13 protein-coding genes, 1 rRNA gene and 1 pseudogene are annotated in these 22,173 nt (G+C 73.8%); 9 read left to right on the top strand and 6 right to left on the bottom strand.

Translation table 11 applies throughout. The annotated features are described in order from the left end of the window. Positions 1–40: 40 nt before the first annotated feature. Positions 41–157 (top strand): 5S ribosomal RNA (gene rrf / locus MRQ36_RS11840). A gap of 286 nt (positions 158–443) precedes the next feature. After that, positions 444–1,070: an NADPH-dependent F420 reductase gene (locus MRQ36_RS11835; RefSeq protein ID WP_242794995.1), complete on the top strand. Its 627-nt coding sequence runs from the start codon at positions 444–446 to the stop codon at positions 1,068–1,070. Positions 1,071–1,134: 64 nt separating this feature from the next. Here MRQ36_RS11835 and MRQ36_RS11830 read toward each other — a convergent pair whose 3' ends face one another. Beyond that, the gene (locus MRQ36_RS11830) at positions 1,135–2,952 is read right to left on the bottom strand and encodes a VanW family protein (protein WP_242794993.1); all 1,818 of its coding nucleotides are present in this window, start codon (positions 2,950–2,952) and stop codon (positions 1,135–1,137) included. 208 nt (positions 2,953–3,160) lie between these two features. On the opposite strand from MRQ36_RS11830, the gene nudC reads away from it, so the two are divergent. Continuing rightward, on the top strand, positions 3,161–4,078 hold the full coding sequence (gene nudC, locus MRQ36_RS11825) for an NAD(+) diphosphatase (protein ID WP_242794991.1): 918 nt from the start codon (positions 3,161–3,163) through the stop codon (positions 4,076–4,078). Positions 4,079–4,087: 9 nt separating this feature from the next. Here the strand turns inward: nudC and MRQ36_RS11820 are convergent, their stop codons facing one another. After that, positions 4,088–6,598: a fibronectin type III domain-containing protein gene (locus MRQ36_RS11820; RefSeq protein ID WP_242794989.1), complete on the bottom strand. Its 2,511-nt coding sequence runs from the start codon at positions 6,596–6,598 to the stop codon at positions 4,088–4,090. Positions 6,599–6,618: 20 nt separating this feature from the next. Then, positions 6,619–7,872, bottom strand: coding sequence for a polysaccharide biosynthesis protein (locus tag MRQ36_RS11815; protein WP_242794987.1), 1,254 nt, complete (start codon positions 7,870–7,872; stop codon positions 6,619–6,621). An 85-nt stretch (positions 7,873–7,957) separates the two neighbouring features. On the opposite strand from MRQ36_RS11815, the pseudogene MRQ36_RS11810 reads away from it, so the two are divergent. Both MRQ36_RS11810 and MRQ36_RS11805 read left to right on the top strand, forming a co-directional pair. Further along, positions 7,958–9,535, top strand: a pseudogene (locus tag MRQ36_RS11810) (hypothetical protein); the annotation flags it as partial. 115 nt (positions 9,536–9,650) lie between these two features. After that, entirely contained in the window at positions 9,651–9,848 is a 198-nt protein-coding gene (locus tag MRQ36_RS11805) for a hypothetical protein (protein WP_242794983.1), read from the top strand. Here MRQ36_RS11805 and MRQ36_RS11800 read toward each other — a convergent pair. Next, on the bottom strand, positions 9,833–11,044 hold the full coding sequence (locus MRQ36_RS11800; RefSeq protein WP_242794981.1) for a glycosyltransferase family 4 protein: 1,212 nt from the start codon (positions 11,042–11,044) through the stop codon (positions 9,833–9,835). The two genes, MRQ36_RS11805 and MRQ36_RS11800, sit on opposite strands and share 16 nt — an antisense overlap. Positions 11,045–11,226: 182 nt before the next feature. Between MRQ36_RS11800 and MRQ36_RS11795 the strand changes: the two genes are divergently transcribed. Further along, on the top strand, positions 11,227–15,393 hold the full coding sequence (locus tag MRQ36_RS11795; RefSeq protein WP_242794979.1) for an alpha-(1->3)-arabinofuranosyltransferase: 4,167 nt from the start codon (positions 11,227–11,229) through the stop codon (positions 15,391–15,393). On the opposite strand, the gene MRQ36_RS11790 is transcribed toward MRQ36_RS11795, so the two are convergent. Next, the gene (locus MRQ36_RS11790) at positions 15,321–16,517 is read right to left on the bottom strand and encodes an acyltransferase family protein (protein ID WP_374250015.1); all 1,197 of its coding nucleotides are present in this window, start codon (positions 16,515–16,517) and stop codon (positions 15,321–15,323) included. The two genes, MRQ36_RS11795 and MRQ36_RS11790, sit on opposite strands and share 73 nt — an antisense overlap. 111 nt (positions 16,518–16,628) lie before the next feature. Here MRQ36_RS11790 and MRQ36_RS11785 point away from each other — a divergent pair, with 111 nt between their 5' ends. From MRQ36_RS11785 to MRQ36_RS11775, 3 genes are all read left to right on the top strand, one after another. After that, positions 16,629–17,759 (top strand): DUF3068 domain-containing protein, encoded by a 1,131-nt coding sequence (locus tag MRQ36_RS11785; protein ID WP_242794975.1) that lies wholly within the window; start codon positions 16,629–16,631, stop codon positions 17,757–17,759. Between the two features lie 422 nt (positions 17,760–18,181). Beyond that, positions 18,182–18,787 carry a DUF6230 family protein gene (locus MRQ36_RS11780; RefSeq protein WP_242794972.1) on the top strand — a complete coding sequence of 202 codons (606 nt, stop codon included), beginning with the start codon at positions 18,182–18,184 and terminating at the stop codon, positions 18,785–18,787. Between the two features lie 79 nt (positions 18,788–18,866). Then, entirely contained in the window at positions 18,867–20,405 is a 1,539-nt protein-coding gene (locus tag MRQ36_RS11775) for a DUF6114 domain-containing protein (protein ID WP_242794971.1), read from the top strand. 63 nt (positions 20,406–20,468) lie between these two features. On the opposite strand, the gene MRQ36_RS11770 is transcribed toward MRQ36_RS11775, so the two are convergent. Beyond that, on the bottom strand, positions 20,469–22,139 hold the full coding sequence (locus MRQ36_RS11770) for a DUF885 domain-containing protein (RefSeq protein WP_242794967.1): 1,671 nt from the start codon (positions 22,137–22,139) through the stop codon (positions 20,469–20,471). Positions 22,140–22,173: the final 34 nt, after the last annotated feature.

Genomic DNA, 22,173 nt, shown 5'->3' with positions numbered 1-22,173 from the left:
CCGTGAGTCAGCCCGGTGTGTTTTGACATGTTCATAGAGTTACGGCGGTCATGGCGGAGGGGAAACGCCCGGTTACATTCCGAACCCGGAAGCTAAGCCCTCCAGCGCCGATGGTACTGCACTCGGGAGGGTGTGGGAGAGTAGGACACCGCCGGACAAACATTCCAGTTGAGGCCACCCCTTGCGGGGTGGCCTCAACTGCGTTTCCACACGCTTTCCGCCGGCACCGCAACGGCGCGTTCCGTGAATCGGCCCGCTCCTGCACCCGTGCCTCGGTACCGTCGGTGCGGGAACCACTCCCCCGGGACGTCCTCGCACTCGTGGCCGGGAACGGGACGTGGCGCACGCCTCGTCCCGTATCGGGGTGGACCGGAGCGGTCGGGGTACCTGCTGATGGTTCGGCCGGAACTGACCGCCAGGTGCTGGCGGAGGCAGGAGTGGGCATGAAGATCGGAATCATCGGGTCGGGGCACATCGGCGGCACCCTCACCCGTCGACTGAGCACGCTCGGGCACGACGTCACGGTGACCAACTCGCGCGGCCCGCAGAGCCTGACGGACCTCGCGGCGGAGACCGGTGCCACGGCCGGCACGCTGGAGGAGGCGGTGCAGGGGGCGGAACTGGTGGTCGTGGCCATCCCGCTCAAGGCCGTACCGGCGCTCCCCGTGGAACTCTTCGACGGCAGGCTGGTCGTCGACGCGAACAACTACTACCCGCAGCGCGACGGCGACATCGCCGAGCTGCTGGACCGCAGCCTGAGCTCCAGCCGGTGGACCGCGGAGCACCTCAAGGGCGCCCGGGTGGTGAAGGCGTTCAACAACATCCAGGCGGCGCACCTGATGGAGAGCGGCCGGCCCGCCGGCACTGCCGACCGGATCGCCCTGCCCGTGGCCGGCGACGACGCCCAGGCCAAGCAGACGGTGATGGAGCTGGTGGACGCGCTCGGCTTCGACCCGGTCGACGCCGGCACCCTCGACGAGAGCTGGCGCCAGCAGCCCGACACCCCGGTCTACGGCACCGACCGCGACGCGGACGGCGTACGCAAGGGATTGGCCGAGGCGCGACCCTGAGGCCGTACGAGAAGCAGAAGCCCCGCCGGCGACGCAGCCGGCGGGGCTTCTCGCTGCCCGGACCTCAGGAGGGCTTGGGCCCGCAGACGTAGTTCGGCTCGGCCTGGTAGGTCCAGCTGAACTTCTCCCGCTTGATCACCTTGCCGTCCTTGCGGATCACCCGGTAGGCGTCCTGGCTGAAGCCGTCGATGCCGTTGCTCGCGATGCACTTCGGGCCGGGCGTCAGGTGGATGGTCTTCGGCTTGGTGATGTTGCGCCGGGGGCCGTACTCCGTCTTGACGCTGTCGTAGATCTTCGTGCTCCACATCGACACGGTGACCGTGTTGGCGGTGTACGAGGTGTCGATCAGGACACCGTGCGGACTGTTGTTGCGGAACTTGAAGTCCAGGTTCGGCCAGAAGATGGTCGACTCGATCACCGCGGGATAGCGGTCGAACCAGTACGAGTGCGGCTTGTGCTCGACGTCCTCCATACCCGCGTAGTAGCTGGCGTTGAAGAGCGTCGTGGTGAACTGGGAGACGCCACCGCCCACCCCGGGGACCAGCTTGCCGTCGACGATCACCGGCGCGTCCTGGTAGCCCTGGTCGTAGCCGCGTTCACCGGTGTGGCCGTTGAGCGAGAACGTCTCGCCCGGCTGCACGATGGTGCCGTCCACGTCCTTCGCCGCCTGGATGATGTTCTGGCTGCGCGGAGAGGAGAGCCCGCCGGGGAACTTCGTGGTGAAGGTGGAGACCCGCTCCTTGATGCCCAGCTCCGCCAGCTTCGCCTCGGTCAGCGCCGGCTGGGCCGCGGCCAACCGGCCGGTGACGGTACGGCCGTCGGCCTTCGGCAGCACGGCGAGCAGGTCCCGGGCCAGCGCGGCCGAGTCGACCTGCTGGCCGGCCCGCCCGGGCACCACCTTCGGCTTGCCGTCGGAGATGGTCAGGCCGGCGTCCTTCGGCGCCACCTCGATCTTCGTCAGGGTGTCGCCCAGGGCGTCGCGCAGCCGTTCCACGTCCACCCGCGGGGTCAGCTTGCCCGCCTCGTCGGCGGAGAAGCGCAGGCTGCGGGCGATCGCGGCCGGTGGGATGGTCACCGAGCCCTTGTCGGTGGTGAGCGTGACGGGTGCCGCCACGGCCGGCTTCGCCAGCTCCTCGACCAGCGAGTCGACCTCCGCCCGGCTGGTGGCCGGGGCCTTCTCCACCAGCGGCACGGTCACCGGCCGGCCGCTCAGCCAGCCCTGCTTCACCACCTCGGCGGAGCGCGGCGGGTCCAGGCTGAGGCTCGGCTTCGGATAGACCGGCTTCGGCTTGGTGCCGGTGAAGATGATCGCCGGCATGGTCATCTCCCGGCCCTGCTTACCCAGCGCGCCGCGCAGCACCGTGTCGAGCCGGGCGACGTCCACGGACACCACCGGGTCGACCGTCCGGGAACCGACGAGGCGGCTCACCGCGTGCGCGTCGGCCTCGGCGGCGGCTGCCACGGTGGCGTCGACGTCCACCGTCAGGCCCACGTCGGCGGGCTTCACCTCGGTGACCTTCTCGCCCACGGTGACCTGCACCGGGGCGTCCAGGGTCGCCGCGCGCCGTTCCAGCGCCGATCGCAGCTCCCGGGCCGCGTCGGCCCGGCTGCGCCCGCCGAGCTCCGTGCCGAGCACCGTGGTGCCCCGGGGCACGTCCCCGGCGTACGCGTAGGCGCCGACGCCCACCCCGGCGGCCAGCAGTGCGGCGGTGAGACCGCCGGCGAGCAACAGCCGGCCGCGCCTGGCGCGGGACGGTCCGTCCGGCCGACCGCCGGCCGGTGCGGCGTCGGGGCCCGGCGCGTCGTCGGGCCAGGTCACCGCGGTGACCTGCACCGTGGGCCGGTCGTCGGCGACCGGGGGTTTTTCGCCGTACAGCGTCACAGGAACCTCGATCGGAAGTACCACGTGGGGAACGCTCCCCCACCCGGAAGACACCTACGGTAACCAACGCTCGGGCCGCCCGGGAGTCTCCGATCGGGCCTGCCCGGTGGCGCGTGTCGCAGGCCGCACCGTACGGTGTCGGGCCCGTCACCGATGGCACGCGGAGTCCGGTCCTCCGCCCGGCGGGGACCCGTGGCACGGTATGGGGGTGCGGACCGACGAGCGGGGCCTGACGTACGGGGGCGGGTGGCTGGACCGGGCGGGTGACCGGCGGGCCGATCCCGACTGGATCGCGGCGCGACTGGCCGAACCCGGCAGCGTGCTGGTGCCGCTCTGGCGGGACCGCTGCCTGGTGGCCGCCGACCGCACCCCGGTACGGGTCGACGTGGCCGCCGCCGCCGAGCTGCTGGCCGCCGCCGGGCAGACCGTCTTCCTCGGGCTGGACGCCGGCACGGCCGTCTTCGCCGTCGACCTCTCCCCGTCGACCGAGGCGGCGGCGCTGGCCCTGGCCGGGGCGGTCGAGACGGTGGACGTGCGGGCCGTGGTGGGCGGGTTGGAGCCGGCCGACGCAGCCGTCCAGGCGTACGCGCGAGGGCTGCTGCACTGGCACCGGGGGCAGCGGTACTGCGGCGGCTGCGGCGCGGCCACCGAGGCCCGGGACGGTGGGCACAGCCGGTTCTGCACGGGCTGTGACCGTTTGACGTTCCCCCGGATCGAGCCGGCGGTCATCGTGCTGGTGCAGGCGCCGGACGCGCCCGACCGCTGCCTGCTGGCCCGCCACGGCGGCGCGCGGTCCGACTCGTGGTCGACCCTGGCCGGCTTCGTCGAGGTCGGCGAGAGCCTGGAGGACGCGGTCCGGCGGGAGATGGCCGAGGAGGCCGGGGTGACCGTCACCGACCTGGCGTACCAGGGCTCACAGGCCTGGCCCTTCCCGGCCGGGCTGATGGTGGCCTTCCGGGCCACCGCGACGTCGGAGGAGGTGCGCGTCGACGGCGAGGAACTGGTCGAGGCGCGCTGGTTCACCCGGGCGGAGCTGCGGGCCCGGGTGGCACAGGGCCGGCCGTTGGGCCGGATCGACTCGATCGACCGCCACCTGCTGGGCACCTGGCTCGCCGCCGGCGACTGAGGCCGGGGCTCACCGGACGTCGACCGGGACCGGCTCGGTCGGTCGGCTCTCGTCGGTGCCGTCCGCGGTGACCACCCGGAACTCGTAGCGGTGGCCGCGGGTCAGCAGCACGGCGGTGAACGACGTGTCGGACACCGGGTACGGGTCCGGGTGCCACGCCTCACCGGTGGTGCTGTCGCGCAGGTAGAGCCGGTAGAACAGGCCCGGCCCGGCGGAGCGCCAGCTCAGTCGCACCTCGCCGTTGCCGGTGGCGGTCGCGGTCAGCCCGGTCGGGACGGGCAGCAGCGGGGTGACCCGGACCGGTTCGCTCATCGGCCCGGCGCCGGCCTGGTTGACGGCGGCCACCGCGAACTCGTACTCGTGGCCGTTGCGCAGCCGGTTGACGGTGGCCCGCTGGCCCCGGACCGCGACCTCCTCGGGGGTGAACTCCCGCTCCTGCGCGGTCAGGTCCCGCCGGTAGACCCGGTGCCATCCGCCCGGTTGGGGCGAGCGCCAGGTCAGCTCGACCGAGCCGCGGCCCGGCTCGGCGCGCAACCCGGTCGGGGCGGTGCCCGGGGCCGTGTAGCGGGCGGTCGCGCGTACCGGGGTGGACTTCGGGCCCTCGCCGCCACTGTTGACGGCGGTGACCGCGAACTCGTACTCGTGGTCGTGGACGAGTTGGCCGGCGGTGTGCGCCGCCCGGGTGTCCAGGGACGGCCGGGCCAGCGTGGTCTCCCCGGCCGTGACGTCCCGCCGGTAGACCCGGTAGGAGACGCCCCGGCCGAGGGTGTCCCAGGTCAGGGCGATCGTGCCGTCGGGTCGCGGTGTCGCGGTGAGCCCGGCCGGCGGGGACGGCGGGGTGACGAAGGCGGTCGCCCGCACCGGCGCCGACGGCACGCTGTCGCCGCCACCGCCGACCGCGGTCACGGTGAACTCGTACGTCTGGGCGTGCCGCAGCGACCCGACGGTGGCGCTGGTGCCGGTGTGCGTACCCGCCGACGTCCGCTCGCCGGTGGTCAGGTTGCGCTGCTGGACCCGGAACACCTGCACGAACGGCACCGGATCCCAGTGCAGCGCGACGTCGCCGGCCTTCCCCGCCACGGCCCGTACGCCGGCCGGCGGCGGTGGTGGCGGCACCTGGGCCGTCATCGTGGCCACCGGCGACGGCCGGCTCTCCGCCGCGCCGCTGACCGTGGTCACCCGGAACTCGTAGTCGTGCCCGTTGACCAGGAAGTCGGCCGAGAATCCGGTGCCGTCGACCGGCTCGCCGAGCCGGACGAAGTGGGTGTGGCCGGCGGTGACGTCCCGCCGGTGCACCTGGTAGCGCAGTCCGGCCCGGGGCGCCCGCCAGGCCAGCCGGGCGTGCCCCGCCCCGTCGGCCACGGCGGTCAGGTCGGTGGGCTGCGGGGGCAGGTCCGCCGAGTCGGTGCGGCGGGGCCAGTCGACCTCGACGAAGCGCGGACGGTAGACCCCGGCGTCGGCGTACGTGACGGCGTCGTCGAGGTCGTTGACGTTGTAGGAGATCAGTAGCCGACCGGGGCGGGCCAGCTCGGGGTGCAGGTCGGCGTCGTAGACGATGTGCCCGGCGGCGTTCTCCGGGGCGCGGTAGAGATAGTCCGGCCCGGTGAACGGCCCGGTGGGTGAGTCGGCCGTGTACGCCACCACGTCGGGGCTGAACACGACGTTGTTCTCCTGGGTGACCAGCACGTACCGGCCGGCCACCCGCTGCACCCCGTAGGCGGTGCCGACGCCGCTGAGCAGCCGCGCCGAGGCATCCTCGGCCGGTGCCCAGGTGGAGCCGGTCCAGAACTCCCACCGGCCGCCCAGGTCGGTGCCGTCCACCCGGGCGACGTGCGCGAACCGGGACTCGCCGACCGTCTCGGTGCCGTACACGTAGGTGTGGTCGCCGTCGTGGAGCACCTCGGAACCCCACGAGATCCGGGCCCCCAGCGGCAGCGACCGCAGCATGGTCACGGTCAGCGCGGGCAGGGCGAGGGTGGCCAGGGCGGTGCCGAGCAGGGCGTGGTCCAGCGGCCCCGAACCGGTCCGCCGGTAGCGGTTCACCAGCACCTGAACGCTCTGCCCGACGACCTCGGCGTCACCGATCCAGTAGAACTCGTCGGGCGCGGGGGGCGGCACCAGCGAGGCCGGGTCCGCCGCCGACCCGCCGTGCACGGTCTCCCGCAGCTCGTCGCCCTGCTGCACCACGGCCGAGTTGTTGACGAACGGCGCGGTACGCGGCCGGGAGCCGTCCGGCCCGACCGGGCCGAGGAAGGTGTCGGAGAAGAGCCAGAGCGTCCGGCCGTCGGGCAACGCGACGGAGGCGGTCCGGTCGGCGCCGTTCCATTGACCGGAGGTGTCGCCGTACCGGTCGAACAGCTCGGTGAGGCGGGCGGCGGCGACGCCCCGGTCGTCGGTCCGTCGGTCGGGGACGACGGCGAAGCCGACCGCCAGCAGCAGGACGGCGGGCAGGGCGAGCAGCAGCCAACGGCGGTGCCGGCGCGCACCCGTCAGGCGGCCACCGTCGGCCGGTCCGGTCACCAGAAACCCCCGTCCACTGGTCACTCGGCCGGTAGCGTGTCACGTCCCCCGGTCGTCACGGAAGCGGCCGGACGGTTGGAAACGGCCAGCGCGGAGGTTTTCTGCCCGAATGTCAGCACTCCGGTGACCAGCGCGGTGACCGCCGCGGTGACCAGGGCGGCGCCGGCGATACCCGGGACGGTGTGCGGCACGACCGTGACCACGGCCAGGACGAAGGCCACCGTGGACGCCCACAGCGGCGCCGACGGCCACCGGGCAGCGGCGGCGACCCGGGCGTTGATCAGCACGAAGACCAGCGCGTACAGCGCGCCCGCGCCGGCGAAGAGCACCGCGTTGCGGCCCTGGTCGACATAGTCGGGGCCGCCGGCCAGCCGGAACGCCAGCCCGCCGGCGAGCGCGGCGGCCAGCACCAGCGCCGCCCCGGACGCGGCGACCAGGGCCACCGCGGTGACCAGGGTCCGCCGGTCGCCCCGGGCCAGCCGGGGCAGCGCGATCACCGTCACCACCTGGGGCGCCCAGAGCGCGCCCTTGGTCAACACCGTGCCGACCGCGTACGCCCCGGAGGCGTCGGCCGGCAGGAACCGCCGGGCCAGCAGCAGGTCCGCGTACGAGACGACCAGCATCGCCAGGGTGGCCGCCCCGGCGGTCAGCACCGTCCGGGTGGCCAGCGTCGGGGCGGTCGGGTCGACCCCGGCGCCCCGGTTGAGCCGGACCAGCAGGGCCAGCACCAGGACGGAGGTGACCGCGCCCGCGAGCAGTGAGCCGGTGAGGCCGCCGCCCAGCGCCAGCCCGGCGACCATGCCGCCGTACCGGCCGGCGGCCAGCAGGGCCATCCCGCCGGCCAGCCGCAGGAAACGCTGGTCGCCCTGCAACTCGCCGAGCCAGCGCCCGGCGGCCACCACCGCCACGGTGAGCACGCCGAGCAGCAGCACCGCGGTGGGCGTGAGCCGGAGCTGCGTGGCGGCCAGCGGCAGCCCGACGGCCAGCAGCGCGGCGGTCACGCCCACGGTCAGCAGGGTCGGCCGGGTGGTCGGGGCGCGCCCGTGCCGGGCCCGGTGCACCGCCACCGCGATCTGCAGGCCGGTGCTGGCCACCCCACCGATCGAGCCGAGCGCGAGGAGGGTGGCCAGCGCGCTCAGCTCCGCCGGGGGCAGGTGCCGGGCGCCGAGCACCGGCACCACGTACGCCAGGCCGTTGACGAACACACCGGCCAGGGTCACCGCGACCCCGGCGACGCCCAGCCCGGCCGCCCGCCCGTCCGACTCTCTCTGCATGACCGCCCCGTGTCGCCGGCTCCGCCGGGCCCGTGCCGGCGCGCGTACAGTGTCGCCACACCGGCGCCCTCGACCGGTCAGCGTAATGAGGAGGTCAACCCTGCGCGAGAGGTCGATGCTGGCCGGGGTGGGTCTGCTCGTCACGCTGCTGGTGCTGGCCCCGCTGGCGGCGCCCGGCTACGTGCTCAGCTACGACATGGTGTTCGTGCCGCACCAACCGCTGCGCGCCGAACTCGTCGCGCCCGCGCAGTCGCTGCCCCGGGCGGTGCCGCTGGACGCGCTGGTCTCGCTGGCCGGCCAGGCGGTGCCGGGTTGGCTGCTGCAACGGCTGGTGCTCGCCGCCGTGCTGCTGCTGGCCGCGCTCGGCGCCGGTCGGCTGGTGCCGGCGCGGCACCCGGTGACCCGGCTCGTCGCCGCCGTCGGTTACGCCTGGACGCCGTACCTGGCGGAGCGGCTGGTGATCGGGCACTGGGGGTTGCTGCTGGCGTACGGGTCACTGCCCTGGCTGGTGGCGGCGGCGCTGGGCGTACGGGAGAGGCGTCGGCGGGCGCTGCCGGTGCTGCTGCTGGCCGCCGCACCGGCGGCGGTCACCCCCACCGGCGGGCTGATCGCGCTGGCGGCGACGGCGGTGCTGCTGGCCCGGCGCGGCGCGGCCCGGGTGACCGCCGTGGCGGTCGGCGGGGTCCTGCTGCTCAACGCCCCGTGGCTGGTGGCGGCGGCGTCGACCGGGGCGAGCGGCCGCAGCGACCCGGACGGGGTGGCGGCCTTCTCCGCCCGGGCGGAGAACTGGAGCGGCGCGCTGGGTGCGCTGGCCGGCACCGGGGGCATCTGGAACGCGCAGACCGCCCCGGTCAGCCGTTCGTCGCCGCTCGCCCCGGTCGGCACCGTGCTGGTGCTGGCGGTGGCGGTGCTCGGCTGGCGACTGCTGCGCCGCCGCTGGCCGGGCGGCTTCGCCGGTCGGCTGGTCGGGCTGGCCGCCGCCTCCTTCGTGGTCGCCGCGCTGGGTGTGCTGCCCGGGGTGGCCGCCGGGCTGGAGTGGCTGGTCGCCACGGTGCCGGGCGCCGGGCTGCTGCGCGACGGGCAGAAGTTCCTCGTCCCGTACGCGCTGCTGGTCGCCGTGGGGTTCGCGCTCGGTGCGGAGCGGCTGGCCGGGGCGGTCGCCGCCCGGCTGGGGCGTACGGGTGGGGTGGCGGTCCTGGCCGGTGCGCTGCTGCTGCCGGTGGCGCTCCTGCCCGACCTGGCGTTCGGGGTGGCCGGCCGGCTGCGTCCGGTGCAGTACCCGGCGGACTGGGACGCGGTCGCCGCCCGGTTGGCGGGTCGGCCGGGCGAGGTGCTGTCGCTGCCGTTCGGCGCCTACCGGGCGTATCCGTGGAACGGCGCGCGGACCGTGCTCGACCCGCTGCCCCGGTACGTCGACGCGGACGTGCTGGTCGACGACACGCTCTGGGTGGGCGACACCGAGGTGGCCGGGGAGAATCCGCGGGCGGCCCGGGTCCGGCGGCTGCTGGCGGAGGGCGCACCGGCCGCCGCGACGGGGATGCGCTGGGTCGTGGTGCAACGGCTGGCCGGCGGTCCGCGGGTCGACCCGGCGGTGCTGGCCGGGCTCCGCCCGGTCTACCTGGGCGAGGAGCTGTCCCTGTACGAGAATCCGGCGGTCGGGCCGCGCCGATGATCCTGGCCGAGCCGCCGGGATTGATCGCCCTCGCGGCCCTCCTTTCGCTGGCTACTTGGTGGTAACGTCCCGACCCACGCAGCTCACGAGGAGGAATACAGCAACCATGCGCAGTGCTCTCTCGTTGGTCCTGGCCGGAGTGATCGCCCTCGCTCTCGGCGTCTTCGGCACGGTGGCGCTGGCCAGCACGCTGGACGGTACGCCCTCGTCGGAGGCGGCGAAGACCGAGCAGGCGGCGCGTACCGGCGGCTCGGGCAGTGGCGACGCCAGCGGCAACACCCCGCTGGTCTACGGCACCAGGTAGGACGGCTCCACCGGCTCCATCTGCTTGACCGGCTCCAGCGCCGGCGCGTTCGCGGCCCTCGCCACGAGGGCCGCGAACTTTTCTCCCGACACCGGCCAGGTGAACCGCGCGGCGTGCGCCCGCGCCCCGGCTCCCATCGCCGCCCGGTACGCGTCGTCCACCAGCAGCCCGCGCACCTTGGTCACGAAGTCCTCGACGCCGTCGGCGAGCAGCCCGGTCTCGGTGTCGACCAGCGCCTCCTCCACCCCACCGGCGCCCCGGAAGGCCACCGTCGGGGTGCCGACCGCGCCGGCCTCGACGATGGTGAGCCCCCAGCCCTCCTTGAGGGAGGGGGTGAGCGCCACCCAGGCACCGGCCAGCAGCGTCCGCTTCTCCTCGTCACTGATGAAGCCGGTGAACCGGACCCGGTCGGTGATGCCCAGGTCCGCGGCCTGCTGCCGCAGCTGCGGCTCCCACCAGCCCTGACCGGCGACCACGAGGGTGAGCTCGGGCAGCTCGGTGGAGAGGGCGGCGACGGTCCGGAGCGCCACCTCGACCTGCTTGTGCGGGACCAGCCGCCCCAGCACCACCAGCGAGGGGTGCGGGGTGCGGGGCACCGGGCCGACGGTCATGTCCGGGGTGCCGTTGTGCACGATCGCGATCCGGTCCTCGTCGATGCCCAGGCCGGCGAGTTCCCGCCGGGTGGCCGCCGAGACGGTGACGTACTGGCAGCGGCGGTAGACCCGGGGCGCGAGCCAGGACTCCACCCACCAGCCGAAGGCGGCCAGGCGGGGGCCCAGCACCACCGGCCACTGCTCCCGGTGCACGTGGTGCACGAGGGCGATCACCGGGCGGCGGGCGTAGAGCGCGGAGAGGAAGGGCAGGCCGTTGCCGACGTCCACGATCAGGTGGGGGCGGCCACCGCGGCGCCGGGACAGCGGGCCGAAGCCGAGAGCGCCGGCCAGGTATACCAGCGCCGCCCGCAGGTAGACGGTGTGCCGGCCGCCGCGCCGCAGCACCCGTACGCCGTCGGCGGTGATCTCCTCGGCCGGGCCGGCGGTGTGGCCGGCGCAGAGCAGGGTGGCCCGGTGACCGCGCCGGACGAGTTCCCCGGCGATCCGCTCGACGTAGACCTCCGAGCCGCCGCCCTCCGGGTTCCGGGTGTCTCGCCAGTTGAGGAAGAGTACGTGCCGGGTGGGGGCAGCCGGTGCTTCCAACGTCGCTCCTACTGGCGAGTAGTCTTCGCGGTCGCGTCACACTATGGGCTGCGTCACGGAACCCGCAATGCCCGATCGGAGGCGAGATGCTGCAGGCGCCGGGCCGTCGGGAGCCGGTCGAAGGGACGGAGCGGACATCGAAGGCCGTCTGGCGCCTTCGATTGGTTGCGGTCTGTCTTGGTTTGACCGCGCTCGCGTTCATCCAGGACCCGGGCCTGATCGCCATCGACACCAAGGTCGACCTGGCGATCGATCCGGCCGGATGGTTGAGCCGGGCGCTGCACGTCTGGGACCCGGACGGGACCTTCGGGCAGCTGCAGAATCAGGCGTACGGATATCTCTGGCCGATGGGACCGTTCTTCCTTCTCGGCAAGCTGCTCGCCGTACCGGCCTGGGTGGTGCAGCGGCTCTGGTGGGCGCTGCTGATGATCGTGGCCTGCACCGGTGTGGTCCGGCTGGCCGGGCGGCTGCACATCGGCACGCCCTGGGCCCGGCTGCTGGCCGGGGTCGCGTTCGCGCTCTCCCCCCGGCTGCTCACCGAACTCGGCCCGATCTCGGTGGAGGCGTGGCCGAGCGCGCTCGCCCCCTGGGTGCTGGTCCCGCTGATCGGGCTCGCCGACGGGGTGCCGGTACGCCGCGCCGTGACCCGTTCCGCCCTGGTGGTGGCGTGCGCGGGCGGGGTCAACGCCACCGCCGTGCTCGCCGTGGTGCCGCTGGCCGGGCTCTGGCTGCTCGGCCTGCACCCGGCGCGGCTGCGGGTCAAGGCGCTGCTGGCCTGGGGCCTGGCGGTGGCCGCCGCGACCGCCTGGTGGCTGATCCCGCTGCTGCTGCTCGGCCGGTACAGCCCGCCGTTCCTCGACTACATCGAGACCGGGCCGGTCACCACCGGCCCCACCGACATGGTCACCGTGCTGCGCGGCGCGTCGCACTGGCACGCGTACCTCAACGGCGCGTACGGCCCGCCGTGGACGGCGGGCTGGCGGTTGGCCACCGAGCGGCCCCTGGTCGTCGCGACCCTGCTCGTGGCCGGTCTGGGCATCGCCGGCCTGGCCCGCCGCGGCATGCCGCACCGGCGGTTCCTCATCACCGGCCTGCTGGTCGGGCTGGCCCTGGTCGGGCTCGGCCACGTCGCCACGATCGACGGCTTCGGCGCGCAGACCCAGCGGACGTTCCTCGACGCGGCCGGCGCGCCGCTGCGCAACGTGCACAAGTTCGACGTGGTGCTGCGGCTGCCGCTGATCCTCGGCCTGGCCCACCTGGTCGGCCTGGTGCTCCGGGCCGCCCGGGTCGCCGACCGGCCGGAGCTGAACCCGGGACTGCCGCGCCAGCTGCAACCGGTCCGCCTGCGGGCCACCCTGCTGACCGGGACCGCCCTGGTCGCGGTGGCGGCGGTGGCCAGCCCGGCGCTCGCCGGTGGGCTGGCCGCGCAGGGCAGCTTCCGGGACGTCCCCGGCTACTGGCGGCAGGCCACCTCCTGGCTGGACCGGAACGTCGGCGAGGACCGGGTGCTGGTCGTGCCGGCGGCCCGCTTCCCCCGCTATCTGTGGGGCAGCCCGAGCGACGAGATCACCCAGCCGCTGCTGGAGACCCCCTGGGGGGTACGCAGCTCGGTACCGCTCACCCCGCCGGGAACCATCCGGCTGCTGGACGCCGTCGAGTCGGCGCTCGCCAACGGGGAGGGCTCGCCCGGCCTGGCCGCGTTGCTGGCCCGCTCCGGCGTCCGCTACCTGCTGCTCCGCTCCGACCTGGACTACGGGCACTCCGGTGCCACCCAGCCGGTGGTGGTCCGCCAGGCGCTGAAACGGTCGCCCGGCATCCGGGCGGTACGCGCCTTCGGACCGCAGGTCGGCGGCGGTCAGCTCCCCGGCAACTTCGTGGACCGTGGCCTGGACGTCCAGGTCCCCGCCCTGGAGGTGTACGAGGTGACCGGCCCGGTCAGCCCCGTCGCCGCGTACGACGCGGCCGGGCTGACCACGGTCGTCGGCGGACCCGAGTCGCTGCTCTGGGCGGCGGCGGCAGGACGACTCACGGACGCGCCCACGGTGCTGGCCGGCGACCGGCCGAAGGAGTTGACCGGTGGGCCGGTGCTGCTCACCGACGGGATGCGCCGCCGGGAGGTGGCCTTCGGCCAGCCGCACGACAACGTCTCCGCCACCATGACCGGCACGGAGCGGGCGCAGCTCGGCGCACCCGCCCGGGACTACCTGCCCGAATGGGGTGACGCGCAGGCCACCACGGTGCGCTACCTGGGCATCGAGGGCGTCACCGCGTCGAGTTCCTGGTCCGACGCCCAGCCCCTGGTCGGTGGCCGGCCCGCGCACCAGCCGTACGCGGCGCTCGACGGTGACCCGAACACCTCCTGGCGGTCGGCACCCGGGACGGTGGCCACCCAGCAGTGGTTCGAGGTGGAGCTGACCGAGCCGCAAGCGGTCGGCCAGGTGCGGATCAGCTTCGACACCGGCGCCGACTCCGTACCCACCAGGATCACCGTGAGCGCCGGCCGGCAGCAGACCGTGGTCGACAACCCCGGCCAGACCACCCTGGTCACGCTGCCCGCCGGCTACCCCACCCGCCGGGTACGGGTCTCCATCGACCAGGTCTTCGACATCCGGGCCGGTTTCGGCGGCGTGGGCATCGCCGAGCTGTCCATCCCCGGCGTCACCGCGCAGCGCACGCTGGACGTGCCGGCGCCACCGGCCACCGACCGCCCGGCCGGGGTCGTGCTGACCGCCGCGCCGGACGCCCCGGCCTGCGTCTTCGACCAGGGACGGCCGATCTGCGACGGCGGGCTGGCCCGGGACTCGGAGGACGGCAACCGGATCGACCGGACGGTCGACCTGCCGGTGGCCGCCGACTACCAGCTGGCGCTGCGGGTGCGCCCCCGACCGGGCGGGGAACTCAACGACCTGCTCGACGCGGGCGGGCGGGCCGCGGTGACCCGGGGCGTCACGCCGGTGGTCATCGCGTCGAGCGCCGGTGTGCTGCACCCGACCGCCCGGCCCGGCGCGGTGGTCGACGGTGATCCGGCCACCACCTGGTACGCCGCGGACTCGGACCGCCAACCCTGGGTGCGGCTGACCTGGCCGAGGGCGCGCACGATCAGCGGCCTGCGGATCACCCTGCCGCCGACCGCCGCCGCGGCCCGACCCTGGCAGGTGACCGTGATCGGGGACGGTGGCATGCGCGGCGGCGCGCTGGACGAGGGCGGCACCGTCATCTTCGACCGCCCGCTGCGCAGCAACGAGATCACCGTGCTGATCTCCGACGTGGTCCCGGCCCGGTCGTACGACCCGTACCGGCGGCTCACCCAGAACCTGCCGGTCGGGATCGGCGAGCTGACCGTGCTCGCCGACCCGCCGGTGCTGCGCTACCCGCCCGACCAGCGGGTGACCCTGCCCTGCGGCAGCGGTCCCACGGTGCAGGTGGGTGGCGTACGGCGGCAGACCACGCTGGACGTCAGCCGTCGGCAGCTGCTGGAGTTGAGCGAGGTCGACGCGCGACTCTGCGGTCCGCCGGCGCGGGTGCCGCTCGCCCTGGCCGCCGGGGAGGTGCGGGTGGTGGCGACGGGGAGCCGACTGGCCACGCCGACGCAACTCGTCCTGACCCCGGGTGCCGGGCAGCCGGCCGGCGCCGGCGGCTCGACCGTCGCCGGTGCCGGTGGTACGCCGACCGTCGTCCGGACCCCGGTGCGGATCGACCGCTGGTCGGCGGGTGAGCGGAGGCTGCACCTGGACGCGTACCCGGACCAGCGGGTGCTCGCCCTGCGGGAGAACGCGAACGCCGGCTGGGTGGCGACCGCGGGCGGCCGGACGCTCACCCCGTTCGTGGTGGACGGCTGGCAGCAGGGCTGGCTGGTGCCGGCGGGGCTGACCGGCGAGGTGGTGCTGCGGTTCGCCCCCGACAACGGGTACGTGCTGGCGTTGAGCGCGGGTGCGCTGCTGCTGGCCGGGGTGGCCGTCGTGGCGGTGCTGCCGGGCCGGCGCAGGGCCGTACCGGTGGCCGTGCGGGTGCCCGCCCGGCGGGGCCGGCGGCTGCTGGTCGCCGTCTTCGGCGGGGCGGCCCTGCTGCTGGTCGGTGGCCCGGCGGCGGTGGGGGTGGCGCTGCTCTGGGCGGTCCTGCTGCTGCTGGCCCGGGGACTGGAACCGCACCTGCACCCGCCGGACCGGCGTCGGGCGCGCGGCCTCTACCAGGCGCTGCTGCGCTGGTTGCCGGTCGGCACCTTCGCCGTGGCCGCCTGGTACGCGGTCACCCTCGGCGGCCACACCGCCGTGGCGCCTCAGTTGGCGGCGGTCGCCACCGCCACGGCGCTCTGGGTCTCGGTGGTGCTGCGCCGCCGGCCCGGCCACTGACTGCCCCACTGCTGGAAGGGGCGTTCGATCAGGTAGTAGCTGACGGTGGCGAGGAACAGCCCGCCCAGCGTGGTGAGCAGAAAGATGTCCAGCGGGTCGCCGGTGAACTCGGGCCGGTCGGTGAGCACGTAGATGGCCTCCAGCACGAACGGGTGCCAGAGGAAGAGCCCGTACGACATCCGGCCGAGCCACCGGCCGGGCCCGCTGCCGAGGACGGCCATGGTGCGGGTCTCCGGACCGAACGCGACCGGCAGCACCACCATCACCGCGACGACCGCGTAGAGCACCAGCTTGAGGCCGAACTGGGCGGCGGTCGGCTCGGCCAGGTCGCGCGGGCCGACCACGGGGGTGGTGGCGACGGCCAGCGCGGCGAGGGCCACCGCCCAGCAGGCCAGCGGGGCGGCCCCGAGGTCGTCCAGCCAGCGCCAGCGAGCGTCGCCGTGGGTACGCAACGACACGTGCACGGTGGCCAGCGCCATGCCGGCGGCGAACCAGCCGGCGTACGAGGGCAGCCACATGGTGTGCAGGCCCATGTTGAGCAGGCCGGCGGCCATCAGGGCGAGCCACCCCGCGGTGACGGCGAGCCCGGCGACCGCGACGGTGACCGCCCGGCCGGGTCGCCAGCGGTGGCCCAGCAGCAGCGTGGCCAGCACCGGCAGGGCCAGATAGAAGGCGACCTCGGTGGCCAGGCTCCAGGTCTGGCTGAGCCCGTGGCGGAGCTGCCCGTGCTGGTAGATCTGGGTCAGGGTGGCGTGCCGCAGCCAGTCGCCGGTCGACGCCGGGCGGTTCTGCGGCAGCACGAGCAGGCACACCACCACGGTCACCCAGTAGGCCGGCAGGATCCGGGTGGCGCGTCGCCACAGGTAGCGGCCGGTGCGCGGCCGTGGCCGGTCGGTCGCCAGCGCCTGGGCGTACGGCCGGAAGAGCAGGAAACCGGAGAGCACGAAGAAGATCGCGACGCCCACGTCGAGTCGGGACAGCCACGCCCCGAGCGCGCTGTCGCCGGTGTTGCGGCCGGTCGCGAAGCCCACGTGGTGACCGACCACGGCGAGCGCGCCGATGATCCGCACGGCGTCGAGCGCGGGTAGCCGACGCATCACTTGTTGCGGAATTGGCGCAGACATCAGCCGTCCAGAGGGTCGCGTGAATAAGTAACCGGGGAGTAACGTGCGGCCAAGTTTAGGGACCAGACCGCTCGCCGGACACCGGCTGACTGTCTTTGTTGAGGAGGATCAGTGAAGGCTCGCTTGGGGGCCCTGCTGTTCGGCATAGGAGTTCTGTGCCTCGTGGTCGCCGCCGGGGTGGCGTTCTACGTGGCGCCGACGGTGACGAAGCTGCCGTACGACCTGCAGTTGTGCAACGCCGACGGTAAGCCGGAGGGCTGTTTGAAACCGAGCGTCGCCGTCGCCGAGAACGCGAAGTTCCTGCAGCTCAAGAAGGACACCCCGCCGACGGTCCAGACCGGCACGCTGGAGGCCACCACCGAGGTGGCGCCGCAGGCCGAGACGACCGAGAAGGCGATGACCGGCAAGCTCGACGGCAAGGCGGTCGTCTGGGACGGCTACGGCACCGTCAAGTGGGCCGAGAAGAACGAGGTGATCAGCCAGTACGCGGCCGAGTTCGCCATCGACCGCGAGACTGCCGCCGCGGTGGCCTGGGACAAGCAGTACCTCCAGGCCGACGGTCCGGACGGTCCGGACGAGGTCACCTTCGCCGGGCAGATCTACAAGTTCCCCTTCCACACCGAGAAGAAGACCTACCAGTACTTCGACCGGGACCTGCGCAAGGCGGTGCCGATCAGCTTCAAGGGCACCGAGACGATCAAGGGCACCGAGGTGTACCGGTTCGAGCAGGTGATCCCGGAGACCGACGTGAGTCCGGCGGCGGACAAGCTGAGCTTCCTGCTCGGCACGTTCGCACCGACCGCGACGAGCGGCAAGGTGATGTACTCCAACACCCGCACGCTCTGGGTCGAGCCGGTGAGCGGCAACTACATCAAGGTGCGTGAGCAGCAGAAGAAAATGCTGATGCCGGACGGTGGCACGCCGACGACCCTGCTGGACGCGGACTTCGTCTACAACGACAAGACCATCGCCAACAGCGCCGAGTCGGCCGGCAAGACCCGTGACCAGCTCAACCTGGTCGGTCGTACGCTGCCGCTGGCCCTGGCGGTGCTCGGCGCGCTGGCGCTGATCGCCGGCCTGTGGCTGTTCCTGGCCGGCCGTCGGTCCACCGCCGCCGCCCGGCACCGGGCGGACGACGTGGTCGACGACGTGCCGGCGCAGTCGGCGGCGCCGGAGCGCGACGAGGTGACCGCGGGGGCACCCGCCAGTGGCGCGGACACCGAGGTCGGGCGGGAGCACTGACCCGCGAGCACGACAACCCGCCGTACGGCGGACCCCGAGGGGCGGACCGGTTCTCCGGTCCGCCCCTCGGGGTTTCCGCTCCGCCACCTCCGTCGTCACCCTGCGCACTCGTTACGAAATCGTGACGTGTCGATGGTTTCGCTGCTCAGCGTGACCTTCGGTGGCGGGCCACGCTCCCTTGGTCGGCTTTTCGCTGGTCAGAGGTACGCGATGCGGTGCACCCGGAGTGAGTGGACGGGTTGCCGCTCCCGGTCCGTCGGTTACCAATCGGTAGCCGAGCCCTTGTGACCCGCGCCTCATCGGGTGCACCATCAGGCCGCACGTTCGTTACCCGCCGGTAACAGGTGCTGCGGCCCGGCCCGGGGCCACCACCGCCGACCGGCCACCCCGAAGAGCAGCAGCCCCCACCAGAGGAGGAAGCCGTGCAGGATCCGGTCGACAATTCCGGACGTACCCGCTGGCGGCGATTCGCCGCGATGATGGTGCCCGCGACCGCAGCGGTCGGTGCCATCCTGTTCGGCATGCAGAGCGGCGCCATCGCCTCTGACATCACCGTCTCCGGCCAGACCTTCAAGATCGGGGCCGAGCGGCTGGAGGGGGAGGGCTTCAAGCAGTACGGCGGCATCGTCCGGGAGAAGAACGGCAAGGTCCACCCCGTCGCCCTCTCCGAGATCGGCAGCGCCGACCTGTACAAGCTCTGCCAGTCGGTCCGTGCGGACCTGCCCGGCCTCCCGGTGGTGCTCACCATCAACGCCGGCGACAAGGACCCGGCGACCGCCAAGGACATGCTGATCGCGATGGACACCCTGGAGGGCGACGCCACCTTCACCGACATCAAGATCGGCCGGGACGCCACCGACCTGAACCCGACCGCGCAGGCCGGGTCCTTCGGCCAGAACTCCAAGCACGTCACGATCCTCGGCCTGCGGCAGGTGTCCCGCTACACCACCGCCGCCACCTTCAACCTGACCGGGCTGCGGCTCAAGGTCAACGTCGGGGACGCCGCGAAGGACAAGGAGTGCTTCTGAGCTGAGCCGCGGCCCGCGGCGCGCACCCGCCGCGGGCCGCTCCCGGTCCCTCGTCCCCCAGCGCCGCCAGGAGGAGTACGTGACAACCGCCGATCCGCAACACGTCCGCGCCGGTGGCGTCGGCCGGGTGTGGCAGGGCTTCCGCCGCTGGCGGCGGAGCCGGCCGTTCTGGGGCGGCCTGTTCACCGCGCTGGCCGGGGTGGAGATGTTCGCCTCCACCCGGATGACGATCAACGGCCTGAGCTTCCACAGCGGAGCGACCGGCCTGTATTCCCTGCTCATCCCGATCATCCTGGTCACTTGCGCGCTGCTGCTCTGGTTCAGCCCGGCCCAGCGGCTGTTCTATTCGATCGTCGCGGCGGTCACCACGATCTATTCGCTGATGGGCCTCAACCTCGGCGGGTTCTTCGTCGGCCTGCTGCTCGGCCTGGTCGGCAGCGCCCTCGCGTTCGCGTGGACCCCGATCAGCCGCCCCGCCCCGGCCGGCCCCGACGCCACCGCCCCGCCCGTCGGGTCGTCCGACCCGACCGGGCCGGAACCCGACGACCGGGCGGGCGAGCCGCTGCCCGACGTACCCCGGCCGCGCGACGAGGTGGCGCCGGTGTGGGCTCCGGTGGCACCGGGCGCGAGTGCGGTCCCACCCGCGCCCGGTGCCGCCGGTCCGGCGGTCGGGGGACACCCGGATGCCCGCCACCTCGGGGTGGTGCTGGTGGTGCTCGGCCTCTCCGCCGGTGGCCTGATGATCGCCCGACCGGCACCGGTGCAGGCCGCTCCGGCGGCACCCGTCACCGCCCCGACCGCCTGCCCTACGCCCACCGCCGGCGCCTCGAAGCCGTCCGGCACCCCCACGCCGTCCACCCCGCGCGGTCCCGGCACGCCGCCCGCGACGCCCACGGCCGGCCCGAGCCCGTCGCCCACGCCCAGCTCGGGCGGCAACATCATCACCGACATCCTGCACGGCATCGGGGACCTGCTCACCGGTGGTCAGCGGAGCACGCCGACCGCGAGCCCGACCGTGAGCCCGTCGGCGAGCCCGAGGCCGAGCGCGACCGGGACGCCTCGCGCGTCGGCCCGGCCGACGCCGACCGCCGGCCGCCCGTCCGGTGCCCCCACCGGCTGCCCGCCGGTGCAGCCGGGCCCGTCCCGGACCGTCGAGCCGGGCCGGCTGATGCCGAAGATCGCCCCGGAGCCGGGGCAGCCGAGGGTGGCGCAGCGGCCGTCCAAGCTGACCGGTTCGAAGGTCACCATGACCGGGCTGCGCTTCGAGGGGATCGTCGAGCTGCCGACCGCGAACGGCACCCTGAAGGCGTTGAAGTTCAGCATGGCCAAGGCGGTGACCGACGACTTCAAGCTGGTCGCGGACGGTCCCGCCGGCCGTCACCAGCAGTACGCGACCGACCGGCTGACCGTGCAGGGCGACGTGGCGTTCTATGCGACCCGGTTCGTCGGCCGGCTGCTCGGCATCAAGATCACGCTGACCCCGGACCTGCCGTTCCCGGACGGCATCCCGATCACCTCGCCGATCCCGATCACCTTCACCGACCCGGTGATCGACCTGGCCTTCGTCGACTCGAACACGCTGACCGCCCGGCCCACGCTGGAACTCAGCCTCGTCTGACCTCCGTCCCACCACCACCGGGCACCGGGGGCGGGTCGATCCACCCGCCCCCGGTCCCACCACTCAGAGGCGGGCCAACGCCCGGCGCAGCGGGTCCAGCCCCAGCGAGCCAAGGTCGAGCGCCTGCCGGTGGAACTCCTTCAGGTCGAAGTCGGCGCCCTTGCGGGCCTTCGCCTCGTCCCGGGCCTGCAGCCAGATCCGCTCGCCCACCTTGTACGACGGAGCCTGCCCCGGCCAGCCCAGATAGCGGTTCAGCTCGAACCGCAGGTTCTCGTCCGGCACTCGGCAGTGCGCCCGCATGAACTCCCAGCCCAGCTCCGGCGTCCACCGCTCGCCCGGGTGGAACCCGAACGGATTGTCCTTCGGGATCTCCAGCTCCAGGTGCATGCCGATGTCGACGATCACCCGGGCCGCGCGGAACGCCTGCCCGTCCAGCATGCCGAGCTTGTCGCCCGGGTCCTCCAGATAGCCCAGGTCGTCCATCAGACGCTCCGAATAGAGCGCCCAGCCCTCACCGTGCCCGGACACCCAGCAGAGCAGCCGCTGCCAGCGGTTGAGCAGCTCGGCCCGGACCGCGGTCTGCGCGACCTGGAGGTGGTGACCCGGCACGCCCTCGTGGTAGACCGTGGTCACCTCGCGCCAGGTGGAGAAGTCGGTGATGCCCTGCGGCACCGCCCACCACATCCGCCCCGGGCGGGAGAAGTCCTCGCTGGGGCCGGTGTAGTAGATGGAGCCGTCGCTGGTCGGGGCGAGGCAGCACTCGATCCGGCGGACCTGCTCCGGGATGTCGAAGTGGGTGCCGTGCAGCTCGCTGATCGCCTTGTCGGCGAGCGCCTGCATCCAGTCCCGGAACGCCTCCTTGCCCTGGATCGTCCGCGCCGGGTCGGCGTCCAGCCTGGCCACGGCCTCGTCGACCGTGGCACCGGGGCCGGCGATCCGGCCGGCCACCGTCCGCATCTCCGCCTCGAGCCGGGCCAGCTCCGCGAAACCCCAGGCGTACGTCTCGTCGAGGTCGACCTTCGCGCCGAGGAAGTACTGCGAGGCCAACTCGTAGCGCTCGCGGCCGGCGGCCTGCTTCTCCCGACCCTGCGGGGCCAACTCGGTGCGGAGGAACTCGCCGAACCCGGCGGTGGCGGCGGTGGCCGCGGCGGCACCCTTGCGCAGCTCGGCGCCGAGCGTGCCCTCTGCCCCGAGCCGCTCGACCAGACCGTGGAAGAAGTTGTCGCCCGCCGGGTCGGTCCAGACGTCGCACTGCTTGGCGACCTCCACCAGCTGGGCCCGGGAGCTGACCCGGCCGGCGGCCGCCGCCTCCCGCAGGGTCGTCTTGTAGCCCTCCAGCGCCCCGGCGAACCGGTTGAGCCGGGCGGCGACGTTGGCCTTCGCGTCGTCGCCCTCGGTCGGCATCAGGTCGAAGACCATGCGGATCTCATGGAGCCCACTGGCGATCACGTTGACCTCGCTGGTCGTCTCGCCGGCCTCGTGCCGGGCGAGCTCCAGGCCGAGGCGCTCCTGCATGGCCTCCTTGGCGGTCCGCTCCGACTCCGAGTCGGGCTCGGTCACGTCGAGGTCGGCCAGGGTGCGCCGGGTCAGCTCGGCGCGGGCCGCGTAGCCCTCGGGGGAGAGGTCGTCCAGCTGGTCGTCGTAGCCGGCGATGCCGACGTAGGTGGCGCCGGTCGGGCTCAGCGGCGCCCAGTCGGCCACGTAACGGTTGGCGAGGTCATCGATTCGTCCCACGCTGTGACCCTACGGGAACCGGGTGCCCCGCTGT

The sequence above is a fragment of the Micromonospora sp. R77 genome, from assembly GCF_022747945.1.
In the GTDB taxonomy this organism is placed as follows: Bacteria; Actinomycetota; Actinomycetes; order Mycobacteriales; family Micromonosporaceae; genus Micromonospora.
Note: the sequence above shows the minus strand (reverse complement) of the source record. Positions and strands in the feature narration are given on the sequence as shown.